Consider the following 14,994-nt stretch of genomic DNA (forward strand, 5'->3'; position numbering starts at 1 on the left):
CATTAAATTCTTGTTTCTACGTTATTAATTAACTTACATATTAAAATCTATGAAATGCTTCGACTGGCATTACAAATACTGTAGCGCCTCCAACTTCAACTTCCACTGGATATGGTATGTAAGAATCTGCACTACCACCCATTGGTGTCATTGGAGAAACAAGTTGATCTCTGTTACCACAAGTATTATCAATTACTGATAAAACATCATCTACACGGTCATCATCTACACCACATAAGAATGTAGTATTGCCCGCTTTTAAAAATCCACCAGTAGTTGCTAATTTTGTAGCTCTAAAGTTATGTTTTACGAGTTGGTCTGAAAGTTCTTGACTATCTTGATCTTGGACGATCGCTATAACCATTTTCATTTTTAAAACACCTCTTCTGGATATTATATCATAATTTTTTTAAATAATTTAAAATAATCTCATATGTTTCTGTTACTACTTGCTCAATACTTTGCGTAGCATCGACCACTTTAAAACGATCTGGTGATTCATCAATGACTTGGTGATAACCTTCAATCACTTTTTCATGAAAAGCCATATCTTCTTTATCTAGTCGATTTTGATTACGTTGATTTTGTAATATTCTATTTCGTCCTACTTCTGGCGTAATATCAAGATAGATTGTTAAATCTGGATAAAGTCCATTTATTGCAAAATCATTTAACTTTTTCACTTCTTCAATACCTATACCCCGTGCATGCCCTTGATAAGCAAGTGAACTATCAATATATCGATCACATAGCACAATTTTATTCTCATTTAATGCTGGCATCACTTTTTCTACTAAATGTTCTCTTCTTGAAGCAGCGAATAACATGGCTTCTGTACGAATATCCATTTTATCTCCTTCAAGCACAACTTTACGGATTTCTTCTCCAGTAGGTACGCCCCCTGGTTCTCTCGTTGCTATAACGTCATACGCTTGCGCTAATTTTTCGGCTACACGTTTGAGTACAGTCGTTTTGCCTGAGCCTTCTGGTCCCTCAAATGTTATAAATGCAGACATGTTATTCATCCTTAACTAATATTTTATGGTTATTTATACCTTCAACTCTACCACCTTGTTGAAGATAATATCGCATCAATTTTATCATATTCTGCGTAATACGTTCTCCTTTTAGGAAAATTGGAATCCCTGGAGGATACGGAATAATATGTTGCGCTAAAACTTTATTGATCGCTTGATCCATATCAATCCATGTCGCAGATGTTATAGCGCGCGGTATATATATTCCTTCATTAAAAGGTAAAGGGAATGATTCATCTGTTCCCTCTCGTTTAGACATAGCCGGTAGTTCTATCGCCTGTATTCTATTCAATAAGTCATCGTATGGATAAGTGTCTTGGTTATGCCACAATGGCAACACAAGTAAAACTTGATACTCGTCCGCCAATTCAGGATAAACATGCTGCGCTTCAAACCATGTTTGTATCTCATGACCTGAATATCCAGAATAACGAATAATCATTTTTAAAGGATCAGCCACTTTAATTACTTCAAATCCTGTTTTTTCTAAAACTTGAATCAGACGTTCTTTTTTTTCAAAAAATAGCGTACTATCGTATTCTTTAAAGAACTGATGGGCTAATTCAATGCTCGCCATTACTAAATAGGAAGGGCTTGATGTTTGAAAGTATCCTAAATATCGAATGACTTCCTCTTTCATAGGCGCATTTTTATGTATATATATCACCGAACCCATCGTCAATGCAGGTAATGTTTTATGATAAGACTGCACCACATAGTCAACCCCTACCTCTAACGCTGATTTAGGAAAATGTGGCAAGCTAAAATGCGCGCCATGCGCTTCATCTACTAGTGTTGGAATATGATGTTCATGCAAAATTTCTATAGCTTCTCGAATATCAAAACATTCCCCGTAATAATTAGGATAAGTCATAATGGCTAACTTTTGGTTATCAAAATGCGTATGGTTTAAATCGGGTGAGATGTACTGAGAACTTGTATCACTTATTGTCATTGCCATAATATTTGCCTGTTGTTGCGTTAAGTCTATTCCATGAAAAACAGATTTATGTACATTTCTACTTATTAAATAATTACCCTCAATAGAAGAAAATGCTTGAATTACAGATAAAATTCCTGAAGTCGTCCCATTGACTAACATATAGGCATCATAATCCGGATGTTTACTGATAGAATGCATACTCTCTAAAATAATCTCTTCAGGATGATGTAAATCATCTAAACCAGTTATTTCTGTCATATCCATTTTAAACTTTAATTTATCAAGACGCCCTATCGTCATATTTTTGTGACCTGGCACATGTAAAGAAATTGCCTTTTGTTGTATTAATTCATTTAATTTTTGAGTAATTGGCGTATTCAAGGTAAACACACTTTCTTAAATAAATTTAATTTCGAATACTTTAATTATAATTTTCGATAATTTCATAGTATACATTTTAAAAATAAATAAAAATCCCGTAGCATGCAAATGCTACGGGATCAATCAATAATTAATTATTGATTATTTTTCATCCAATTTTCTATCTTTTTTATTTCTTTTTAATAGTACTAAAGAACCTAAAGCAAATAATAGAGATCCTATTGCTCCAGAATTAGTATTAGTATTACCAGTTTGTGGTAATTCATGTTTGCTAGTTTGTGGTGCTGGACCGTTATTATTATGTTTATCTACTTTTAACGGTTCATGCGGTTTGCCAGAATCAACTTTTGGTACTTCATTGTCACATGGTTTTCCTGGTTTGTTTGGAGTTTCAGGTTTGCTTGGTTTTTCTGGTTTATTTGGTTTGTTTGGTTCTTCTGGTGTAATTGGACATTCTTTTGGACCATATTCGATAATTTCATCAATAGGTTTTTTAGTTCTTACAATCGTTTCTTTAGGGTTTGAAAGCTCACCTGTTTTTGGATTTACTTCATATGTGATTGTAACGAGATCATTTCCTGGTTGTCCTTTTTGAACAATACGTGTTTCTCCAGGTTTTAATTTCGGATTATAAACATATTTAACACCATTTGGTACCACTTTATTATATTCATCCACATTATCTACACCGATTACTTCTTCAGTAGGTGGCGTTGTTACTTTCGTAACTGGATCTTTACCTGGGACAGTTGTTGTTGTGTTCACACCTGGTACTCCTGGAACAATAATAATTCTATTTCCAGTGCCAGGCACTTTTGGATCAGGATGTGGTACAAATTTATGTCCTGGTTCAATCGGATGAGTCGTTACTGTTGTTTGGCCAGTACCTCGTTCCACAATACGGTCTTGTTTTTCTTTAGTGATTTGTGAAGTCGTAGTTAACTCAGTTATTTGTCCAGTTTTCGGATCTACACGATATGTTGTTACCGTTGTTGTTTCACCATTAATACCTGGTTGAACTTCTTTTTCTACGCCTACTGGTAAGTTTGGATTGTTTCTATAGATCGTATTAAATGGAAGTGGTGTTTTTTCTGTTTTACTTGCCGTTACGCCAACTTTAGCTGGTGTTCCTGGTGTATGTTTTGATGGATTTGGTGGTGTTCCTGGATCAATCGTCACTTTATCACCTGGATTTGGCGCATTTGGCGATGGGTCTACTGGTACATAAATTGTTCCTGATGGACCGTATTCGATAATTTCATCAACCGGTTCTTTTGTACGTACAGTAGTTGAAGTTGGATTTGATAACTCACCTGTTTGTGGGTTTACTTCATATGTGATCGTTGTACGATCATTTCCTTCTTCACCTTGTTGAACAACTTTTAGTTCACCTGGTTGAAGTTTTGGATTATACACATATTTTGTACCGTACGGTACCGCTTTATTTTGTACGTCCACATTATCTATACCGATGATTTCTTCAGTAGGTGGTGTTGTAACACTAGTTTCCGGATCTTTGCCTGGTACTTTTACTGTTGTATTTACTCCAGGTTTACCTGGTGTCACTACAATACGTGTACCTGTACCTGGTGTTTCCGGATCAGGATGTGGCACATATTTATGTCCTGGTTCAATCGGATGAGTCGTTACTGTTGTTTGACCAGTACCTCGTTCCATAATACGGTCTTGTTTTTCTTTAGTGATTTGTGAAGTCGTAGTTAACTCAGTTATTTGTCCAGTTTTCGGATCTACACGATATGTTGTTACCGTTGTTGTTTCACCATTAATACCTGGTTGAACTTCTTTTTCTACGCCTACTGGTAAGTTTGGATTATTTCTATAGATCGTATTAAATGGAAGTGGTGTTTTTTCTGTTTTACTTGCCGTTACGCCAACTTTAGCCGGTGTTCCTGGTGTATGATTTGATGGATTTGGTGGTGTTCCTGGATCAATCGTCACTTTATCACCTGGATTTGGCGCATTTGGCGATGGGTCTACTGGTACATAAATTGTTCCTGATGGACCATATTCAATAATTTCATCAACCGGTTCTTTCGTACGTACAGTAGTTGAAGTTGGATTTGATAACTCACCTGTTTGTGGGTTCACTTCATATGTGATTGTTGTACGATCATTTCCTTCTTCACCTTGTTGAACAATTCTTTGTTCACCAGGTTGAAGTTTTGGATTATACACATATTTTATACCGTACGGTACCGCTTTATTTTGTACGTCCACATTATCTATACCGATGATTTCTTCAGTAGGTGGTGTTGTGACGCTAGTTTCCGGATCTTTGCCTGGCACAGTTGTTGTTGTATTTACGCCCGGTTTACCTGGTGTCACTACAATACGTGTACCTGTACCTGGTGTTTCTGGATCAGGATGTGGTACAAATTTATGACCTGGTTCAATCGGATGAGTCGTTACTGTTGTTTGACCTGTACCTCGTTCGACAATGCGATCTTGTTTTTCTTTTGTCACTTGTGATGTCGTACTTAATTCAGTTATTTGTCCAGTTTTTGGATCTACACGATATGTTGTTACCGTTGTTGTTTCACCATTAATACCTGGTTGAATTTCTTTTTCTACACCTACTGGTAAGTTTGGATTATTTCTATAGATTGTATTAAATGGAATAGGTGTTTTTTCTGTTTTATTTGCCGTTACACCAATTTGTACTGGTTTACCTGGGTTATTATGCTCTGGATCCGGTGGTGTGCCTGGATCGATTGTCACTTTATCCCCTGGATTTGGCGCATTTGGTGACGGATCTACTGGTACATAGATTGTTCCTGTTGGACCGTATTCGATAATTTCATCAACCGGTTCTTTTGTACGTACAGTTTTTGAAGTTGGATTTGATAATTCACCTGTTTGTGGGTTTACTTCATATGTTGTTGTTGTACGATCATTTCCTTCTTCACCATGTTGAACTACTTTTCGTTCATTTGGTTGAAGTTTTGGATTGTACACATATTTTGTACCGTATGGTACAGGTGTGTCATGAACATCCACGTTATCTACACCGATAACTTCCTCTGTCGGTGGTGTCGTTACTTTCGTAACTGGATCTTTACCTGGGACAGTTGTTGTTGTGTTTACGCCTGGGTGTCCTGGTGTTACTACAATACGTGTACCTGTACCTGGTGTTTCTGGGTCAGGATGTGGCACAAATTTATGGCCTGGTTCAATCGGATGAGTAGTGACCGTTGTTTGGCCTGTACCTCGTTCGACAATGCGATCTTGTTTTTCTTTTGTTACTCGTGATGTCGTACTTAATTCAGTTACTTGGCCAGTGTTTGGATCTACTTCATACGTTGTTGTTTTTGTTGTTTCACCATTAACACCTGGTTGAATTTCTTTTTCTACGCCTGCTGGTAAGTTCGGATTATCTCGATAAATCGTATTGAATGGAATTGGTTCTTTCACTACTTTTTTATCTGTAACTCCCACTTTAGCTGGTTTACCTGGGTTATTATGTTCTGGATCCGGTGGTGTGCCTGGATCGATTGTTACTTTATCCCCTGGATTTGGTGCATTTGGTGATGGATCTACTGGTACATAAATCGTTCCTGTTGGTCCATACTCTACAATTTTATCCACTGGCTCTTTTGTACGGACAGTTTTTGAAGTTGGATTTGATAACTCACCTGTTTGTGGGTTTACTTCATATGTTGTTGTCGTACGATCGTTTCCTTCTTCACCTTGTTGAACTACTTTTCGTTCATTTGGTTGAAGTTTTGGATTGTACACATATCTTGTACCGTATGGTACAGGTGTGTCATGAACATCCACGTTATCTACACCGATAACTTCATCTGTCGGTGGTGTTGTTACTTTCGTAACTGGATCTTTACCTGGAACAGTTGTTGTTGTATTTACGCCAGGATGTCCTGGTGTTACTACAATACGTGTACCTGTACCTGGTGTTTCTGGATCAGGATGTGGCACATATTTATGACCTGGTTCAATCGGATGAGTCGTTACTGTTGTTTGTCCAGTACCACGTTCCACAATACGGTCTTGTTTTTCTTTTGTCACTTGTGATGTCGTACTTAATTCAGTTACTTGACCTGTATTTGGATCTACTTCATACGTTGTTGTTTTTGTTGTTTCACCATTAATACCTGGTTGAATTTCTTTTTCTACGCCTGCTGGTAAGTTTGGATTGTCTCGATAAATTGTTTTGAAAGGAATTGGTTCTTTCACTACTTTTTTATCTGTAACTCCAACTTTTGCTGGTTTACCTGGGTTATTGTGTTCTGGATCCGGTGGTGTACCTGGATCGATTGTCACTTTATCCCCTGGGTTTGGCGCATTTGGTGATGGATCTACCGGTACATAAATAGTACCTGACGGTCCATATTCAACAATTTTATCCACTGGTTCTTTCGTACGGACAGTTTTTGAAGTTGGATTTGATAACTCACCTGTTTGTGGATTTACTTGATATGTTGTTGTCGTACGATCGTTTCCTTCCTCACCTTGTTGAACTACTTTTCGTTCATTTGGTTGAAGTTTTGGATTGTATACATATCTTGTATTGTATGGTACAGGTGTATCATGTACATCCACGTTATCTACGCCGATAACTTCATCTGTCGGTGGTGTTGTTACTTTCGTAACTGGATCTTTACCTGGAACAGTTGTTGTTGTGTTTACGCCAGGACGACCTGGTGTAACAACCACATGTGTACCTGTGCCTGGTGTTTCTGGATCAGGATGTGGCACATATTTACGACCTGGCTCAATCGGATGAGTCGTTACTGTTGTTTGGCCTGTGCCTCGTTCAACAATACGGTCTTGTTTTTCTTTTGTTACTTGTGACGTTGTGTTTGATTCAGTTACTCGACCTGTATTTGGATCTACTGTATATGTTATTGTTTTTGTTGTTTCACCGTTAACACCTGGTTGAATTTCTTTTTCTGTACCTGCTGGTAAGTTTGGATTATCTCGATAGATTGTTTTGAAAGGAATTGGTTCTTTCACTACTTTTTTAGCTGTGACTCCAACTTTAGTTGGTTTACCTGGGTTATTGTGTTGTGGATCCGGTGGTGTACCTGGATCGATTGTCACTTTATCCCCTGGGTTTGGCGCATTTGGTGATGGATCTACTGGCACATAAATAGTACCTGACGGTCCATACTCAACAATTTTATCCACTGGTTCTTTCGTACGGACAGTTTTTGAAGTTGGATTTGATAACTCACCTGTTTGTGGGTTTACTCGATATGTTGTTGTTGTACGATCATTTCCTTCTACACCTTGTTGAACCACTTTTTGTTCATGTGGTCGAAGTTTTGGATTGTACACATATCTTGTATTATATGGTACAGGTGTATCATGTACATCCACGTTATCTACGCCGATAACTTCATCTGTCGGTGGTGTCGTTACTTTCGTAACTGGATCTTTACCTGGAACAGTCGTTGTTGTATTTACGCCAGGACGACCTGGTGTCACTACAATACGTGTGCCTGTACCTGGTGTTTCCGGATCAGGATGTGGGACAAATTTATGACCTGGCTCAATCGGATGAGTCGTTACTGTTGTTTGTCCAGTACCACGTTCCACAATACGGTCTTGTTTTTCTCTATTCACAGTTGTATTAGATTGATCTTTTGATGTTGTACCATTAGTAGGGTCAACATTATATAAAGTAACTGTTGTAGTTTGACCGTTAATACCTGGTTGAATTTCTTTTTCTGTACCTGCTGGTAAGTTTGGATTATCTCGATAGATCGTTTTAAATGGAACTGGTTCTACCACTGTTTTTCTAGCTGGTACTGAAATAATTTTTTCTTTTCCATCAGTTACAGTAACATTCTCTCTAGGATTAGTTAATGCTCCTGTAGTAGGGTTAACATCATAAGTTGTTTTAATGGTTTTAACGCCATTAACGCCTTCTTGAATTGTAGTGTTTGGCTGACCGACTTCTTTAGTAATGTCTCGAGTATATCGAGTCGTAAATGCAACATTTGTAGTAGTTGTTTGTACGTTACCTACATCTATTACTTCGTTTACAGGTGGAGTCGTTTCATGAATTTGCTTACCAGTAGCTACATCAATTCTTGATGTTATTCTTCCTTCTTTCCCTTTAGTTACTACCTTATGTTGTTGATAAGGAATATTAGGGTTAGCTTGGTATATAGTTTTATAAGGTGTAGCTTCTGGGTTAGATGAGTTATTAGAAATTAATACTACACGTTGTGCATAGTTAAGATTTAATCTCGATAAATCATCACCTTGTAAACTTCTTCTTGTTGAATTTGAATCATAGGTTGGGATTCCAGTATTAAAACCATCTTGAGAAGCATTTAAATTCTTAACATCAGTCCATACATGATCGGCATCAGCATGTTGTTTTGGATTACTAAAATGCATTGGATTCCATGTTTTAACGATATATGAACCATTCCATTGGAAGTAACCAGGAGACGCTGGATCCATAAAGATTAAGTTTGGTTTTGAACCAGCTGGAACACTTTGACCACTTACAACTTGACTATATTTTTGTAAGTTAACATAATACGCATCATCAAAAATATACGTTCTCGCTTTATTACCACCTGCAAGAGGAATAGAAATGACCTCTGCATAGAAGTTTCTATCATCCGTTCTTAGATCTAATGTTGCATTATGTTTAACATGTACTAATGCAGTTTGGTTACCTACTGCATTAATATTTACTAAGTCATTATAGAATCCGTCTTGACTATTAGTATTAGTATTCCATTGATGATTTTTAGCATCTAAAAATAGTGTTGCATTTTCATCAACTATGATTGCTGAGTTACCATCTAAACCAATAAGGTTATTTTGTTCCCAGTTAGCTCCAGGAGTTCTATGTTCATCAGAATTAGCAATAAATTTTGCATCTCTGTTGACATGGAAAGTAGACTCAGTTTTCATATCAACGATATTACCGTTACCTCTTTGAGTAACATTAAATTTAGAAGCAACGCCCGTATCTAAAGTATCTCCTCTACCGAATGAGAAAATATTTTGTCCTTTTAAATTTGCAGTAGTATGATCTCCAAATATAATACTTGAGTTATTTCCTGCTTTAAAGTTTGTAAATCCATTAGTTACACTGAACGGATTAGGTACCGTAGTATTAATATTGTAATTCACATTAGAACCACCATGGATACCACCATTGTCAGATACTCTAAATACTGTACCTTGATCTGTACGGACACCAGTAACATTAGCATTATTACCAAAGTTTATTCTCTTCGCTCCGACATTTGATCTATTAAGACCATTATCGTTACTGCTTGTAGCGAATTCACCATTAATATTAACAGTTACGTTATTATCATTGCTTGTAGCATCAATTAAGTTGCTTCCACTATGATGAACATTTTCAAACGTAATTGTATGATTATTATTTCCTGAGCCAAATAGGCGAAGAATACCAAATATATTTTGGTTATTGATATCCACATTTTGGAAAGTTAAATTCCAAGAGCCGACGTTAGGCATAGATGAAAGATATGAATTTCCAAAATTAATAGTATGGCTGCCCCCATCAATCACTAAATTTCTAGCCACACCAGAAGAAAGATTAAATGGACTACCGCTATTTGCAGAAATGTCATTTGTAATCTCGATTGCTGAAACTGATGGATTATTGATTGCTGAAGTAAATTCATTCCAATTTGATACTCTTGTTCTATTATCAGGTATCGCTACTAAAGATAAGAAGTGATTAGTACTTCTATCTAGAGATTCTCTATTTGTGTTTGGAACGTTTTCAGAAACTAAAACATTTTCCGATTTAGAGAAATCATAATTCATGATTGCATTTAACAAAGTATTAAACATGTGATCATAATCTGATTTAGAGAAATCTATATTACTATTTTTTAATATTTCCTCCGAATCAAATTTAGGTATTCCAGATGTTTCTAAGAAATTTAAAATAACTTGTTTTTTATCAGCACTTTTTTCTAATAATTCCGAAAACTCACGAAGGAATCGTGTGTTTGCTAAGTCAGATGAGTTTTTATCTGAAGAATTGTGAATCTCAAGAATATTTGAGTTATTTTTACTTCCACTATCTTCTGATTTTATTACTAATTTATCTGATTTTTTATTGACTTCACTTACATCAGAAGCATCTTTACTTCCTTTTTCATTTTCTTTATTTTGTAAGTTATTTTCTGTTTTATTAGAATTCAAAGTATTGGTTTTGTTATTTTTAGATTCACTTTTAGGAGCATCTGTATTTTCTTTCTTTTTATTTACATCTTTATTAGTTTCTTTTGCTTCTTTTGAATCCTTAGAAACTTTTTCATTGTTTTGTTTCGATTGTTGCTTTGTATCACTGTCTACTTTGTTACTTGAACCATTAGACTCAATAATAGATTTTTTTGAGTTCTCTGAAGACTGTGGGACATTAGTATTCGATGTTTTATTAGGAATAATTTGTTCATTATTATTGCCTTTTAAATCATCGGTTGCTTTGGTTTCTGTTGAAAATAAGTGTTCTGATTTTTGAGATTCTGATGCTTGGGCATCGTGATTAACGCCTAAAAATAAAGTAGAACCTACTAAAATAGAAGCAACTCCAACAGAAAATTTTCTAATCGAATATTTATTTTGTATATTCGGTAGAAAATCTAATCTCTTGCTGCGTTTTCTTCTCATACCATTCCTCTTCTCCTTATTTTATTCAGAGATGATTTTATTTATATTTACACCACTTATACAATAGAATACTATTTTATTTTTATAAGAGCAATATGTTTTTGTATATAAAATAAATAATATTATACAAAATCTTTTAAGAGCTTTATTATCAACCGAATGATATTATCCTTTAATACATTTTGTCCTAGCAAATTAGTATGAAAAGTATATATGAGTAACGTATTCAAGTATTTTAACTTATAATATCAAAGCAAAAAATACACCTTAAAAGTTGTATATTGCTTCAACTTTTAAGGTGTATTTCAATCTAAGACAAACTATTCTACTGGAACGTAAATCTGCAACCATCTGCGCTAAGAAGCTTCCTTTACTTTGAGGCAAGCGCTCGTATCTTTCTTCATTATCGTCTCTCGTTTGCTCATTTAGCTCAACTAAACTCGCTGCGCTCTTTCATCAATTCATCAGCTTCAATCGCTTTCTCTTCGTAAAGCTAAATAAACGTAAACTAGTTCTATAACTTTAATTTTAGGTATAAAAAAAAGAGACCTTTCGGTCTCAATATCGGCTCATCGCATCCATACGATTTAATTGCCTGGCAACGTCCTACTCTAGCGGAACGTAAATCTACTACCATCGGCGCTAAGGAGCTTCCTTTACTTTGAGGCAAGCGCTCGCATCTTTCTTCATTATCGTCTCTCGTTTGCTCATTTAGCTCAACTAAACTCGCTACGCTCTTTCCTCAATTCATCAGCTTCAAACGCTTTCTCTTCGTAAAGCTAAATAGACAAAAAACAATTGATATATTCAATTTTCGACATAAAAAAAGAGACCTTTCGGTCTCAGTATTGCCTGGCAACGTCCTACTCTAGCGGAACGTAAATCCAACTACCATCGGCGCTAAGGAGCTTAACTTCTGTGTTCGGCATGGGAACAGGTGTGACCTCCTTGCCATTGTCACCAGACAAGTGAATGATTATACATTCAAAACTAGATAGTAAGTAAAGATTTTGCGTCGCAAAACTTGAAAAAATTGATTAAGTCTTCGATCGATTAGTATTCGTCAGCTCCACGTGTCACCACGCTTCCACCTCGAACCTATTAACCTCATCATCTTTGAGGGATCTTATAACCGAAGTTGGGAAATCTCATCTTGAGGGGGGCTTCATGCTTAGATGCTTTCAGCACTTATCCCGTCCATACATAGCTACCCAGCTATGCCGTTGGCACGACAACTGGTACACCAGAGGTATGTCCATCCCGGTCCTCTCGTACTAAGGACAGCTCCTCTCAAATTTCCTACGCCCACGACGGATAGGGACCGAACTGTCTCACGACGTTCTGAACCCAGCTCGCGTACCGCTTTAATGGGCGAACAGCCCAACCCTTGGGACCGACTACAGCCCCAGGATGCGATGAGCCGACATCGAGGTGCCAAACCTCCCCGTCGATGTGAACTCTTGGGGGAGATAAGCCTGTTATCCCCGGGGTAGCTTTTATCCGTTGAGCGATGGCCCTTCCATGCGGAACCACCGGATCACTAAGTCCGTCTTTCGACCCTGCTCGACTTGTAGGTCTCGCAGTCAAGCTCCCTTATGCCTTTACACTCTATGAATGATTTCCAACCATTCTGAGGGAACCTTTGAGCGCCTCCGTTACCTTTTAGGAGGCGACCGCCCCAGTCAAACTGCCCGCCTGACACTGTCTCCCACCACGATAAGTGGTGCGGGTTAGAAAGCCAACACAGCTAGGGTAGTATCCCACCAGCGCCTCCACGTAAGCTAGCGCTCACGCTTCAAAGGCTCCTACCTATCCTGTACAAGCTGTGCCGAATTTCAATATCAGGCTACAGTAAAGCTCCACGGGGTCTTTCCGTCCTGTCGCGGGTAACCTGCATCTTCACAGGTACTATGATTTCACCGAGTCTCTCGTTGAGACAGTGCCCAAATCGTTACGCCTTTCGTGCGGGTCGGAACTTACCCGACAAGGAATTTCGCTACCTTAGGACCGTTATAGTTACGGCCGCCGTTTACTGGGGCTTCGATTCGTAGCTTCGCAGAAGCTAACCACTCCTCTTAACCTTCCAGCACCGGGCAGGCGTCAGCCCCTATACATCACCTTACGGTTTAGCAGAGACCTGTGTTTTTGATAAACAGTCGCTTGGGCCTATTCACTGCGGCTCTTCTGGGCTTGCACCCTAAAGAGCACCCCTTCTCCCGAAGTTACGGGGTCATTTTGCCGAGTTCCTTAACGAGAGTTCGCTCGCTCACCTTAGAATTCTCATCTTGACTACCTGTGTCGGTTTGCGGTACGGGCACCTATTATCTATCTAGAGGCTTTTCTCGGCAGTGTGAAATCAACGACTCGAGGAAACAATTTCCTCTCCCCATCACAGCTCAATCTTAAGAGTGCCGGATTTGCCTAACACTCAATCTCACTGCTTAGACGTGCACTCCAACAGCACGCTTCGCCTATCCTACTGCGTCCCCCCATCGATTAAAACGATGTTAGGTGGTACAGGAATATCAACCTGTTATCCATCGCCTACGCCTGTCGGCCTCAGCTTAGGACCCGACTAACCCAGAGCGGACGAGCCTTCCTCTGGAAACCTTAGTCAATCGGTGGACGGGATTCTCACCCGTCTTTCGCTACTCACACCGGCATTCTCACTTCTAAGCGCTCCACATGTCCTTGCGATCATGCTTCAACGCCCTTAGAACGCTCTCCTACCATTGTCCAAAGGACAATCCACAGCTTCGGTAATATGTTTAGCCCCGGTACATTTTCGGCGCAGTGTCACTCGACTAGTGAGCTATTACGCACTCTTTAAATGATGGCTGCTTCTAAGCCAACATCCTAGTTGTCTGGGCAACGCCACATCCTTTTCCACTTAACATATATTTTGGGACCTTAGCTGGTGGTCTGGGCTGTTTCCCTTTCGAACACGGACCTTATCACCCATGTTCTGACTCCCAAGTTAAATTAATTGGCATTCGGAGTTTGTCTGAATTCGGTAACCCGAGAGGGGCCCCTCGTCCAAACAGTGCTCTACCTCCAATAATCATCACTTGAGGCTAGCCCTAAAGCTATTTCGGAGAGAACCAGCTATCTCCAAGTTCGATTGGAATTTCTCCGCTACCCACAGTTCATCCGCTCACTTTTCAACGTAAGTCGGTTCGGTCCTCCATTCAGTGTTACCTGAACTTCAACCTGACCATGGGTAGATCACCTGGTTTCGGGTCTACGACCAAATACTAAACGCCCTATTCAGACTCGCTTTCGCTACGGCTCCACATTTCCTGCTTAACCTTGCATCAGATCGTAACTCGCCGGTTCATTCTACAAAAGGCACGCCATCACCCATTAACGGGCTCTGACTACTTGTAAGCACACGGTTTCAAGTTCTCTTTCACTCCCCTTCCGGGGTACTTTTCACCTTTCCCTCACGGTACTGGTTCACTATCGGTCACTAGAGAGTATTTAGCCTTAGGAGATGGTCCTCCCAGATTCCGACGGAATTTCACGTGCTCCGTCGTACTCAGGATCCACTCAAGAGAGAATATATTTTCAACTACAGGATTATTACCTTCTTTGATTCAACTTTCCAGATGATTCGTCTAATATATTCCTTTGTAACTCCGTATAGAGTGTCCTACAACCCCAATAAGCAAGCTTATTGGTTTGGGCTCTTCCCGTTTCGCTCGCCGCTACTCAGGGAATCGATTTTTCTTTCTCTTCCTCCGGGTACTAAGATGTTTCAGTTCTCCGGGTCTGCCTTCTGACAAGCTATGAATTCACTTGTCGATAACACGACATAACTCGTGTTGGGTTCCCCCATTCGGAAATCTCTGGATCAACGCTTACTTACAGCTACCCAAAGCATATCGTCGTTAGTAACGTCCTTCATCGGCTTCTAGTGCCAAGGCATCCACCGTGCGCCCTTAATAACTTAATCTAATATAGTTATTAATCTGT

Annotated in this window: 4 protein-coding genes and 2 rRNA genes; all 6 read right to left on the reverse strand. The window is 38.7% G+C overall.

Features of this window, described 5'->3' with window-relative positions; all coding sequences use genetic code 11:
- Window positions 1–40 precede the first annotated feature (40 nt).
- Window positions 41–370, reverse strand: a complete 330-nt coding sequence (locus tag MT340_RS11700) for a cyclic-di-AMP receptor (protein ID WP_243590096.1) — start codon at window positions 368–370, stop codon at window positions 41–43.
- 28 nt (window positions 371–398) lie between these two features.
- Window positions 399–1,016 (reverse strand): dTMP kinase, encoded by a 618-nt coding sequence (gene tmk / locus MT340_RS11705; protein ID WP_243603883.1) that lies wholly within the window; start codon window positions 1,014–1,016, stop codon window positions 399–401.
- 1 nt (window position 1,017) lies between these two features.
- Complete coding sequence (locus MT340_RS11710; protein ID WP_243590097.1) at window positions 1,018–2,361, reverse strand: aminotransferase class V-fold PLP-dependent enzyme; 1,344 nt, start codon at window positions 2,359–2,361, stop codon at window positions 1,018–1,020.
- A 141-nt stretch (window positions 2,362–2,502) separates the two neighbouring features.
- Window positions 2,503–11,019 carry a G5 domain-containing protein gene (locus tag MT340_RS11715; RefSeq protein ID WP_243603884.1) on the reverse strand — a complete coding sequence of 2,839 codons (8,517 nt, stop codon included), beginning with the start codon at window positions 11,017–11,019 and terminating at the stop codon, window positions 2,503–2,505.
- An 850-nt stretch (window positions 11,020–11,869) separates the two neighbouring features.
- Window positions 11,870–11,984: ribosomal RNA gene (rrf, locus tag MT340_RS11720) — 5S ribosomal RNA — on the reverse strand.
- A 68-nt stretch (window positions 11,985–12,052) separates the two neighbouring features.
- Window positions 12,053–14,974 (reverse strand): 23S ribosomal RNA (locus tag MT340_RS11725).
- Between the last annotated feature and the right edge of the window lie 20 nt (window positions 14,975–14,994).

The organism is Staphylococcus sp. NRL 16/872, assembly GCF_022815905.2.
Classification (GTDB): Bacteria; Bacillota; Bacilli; order Staphylococcales; family Staphylococcaceae; genus Staphylococcus.

Coding starts and splice junctions, on each gene's coding strand:
- tmk (WP_243603883.1), bottom strand. CDS start 1,016: ATGTCTGCATTTATAACATTTGAGGGACCAGAAGGCTCAGGCAAAACG.
- MT340_RS11700 (WP_243590096.1), bottom strand. CDS start 370: ATGAAAATGGTTATAGCGATCGTCCAAGATCAAGATAGTCAAGAACTT.
- MT340_RS11715 (WP_243603884.1), bottom strand. CDS start 11,019: ATGAGAAGAAAACGCAGCAAGAGATTAGATTTTCTACCGAATATACAA.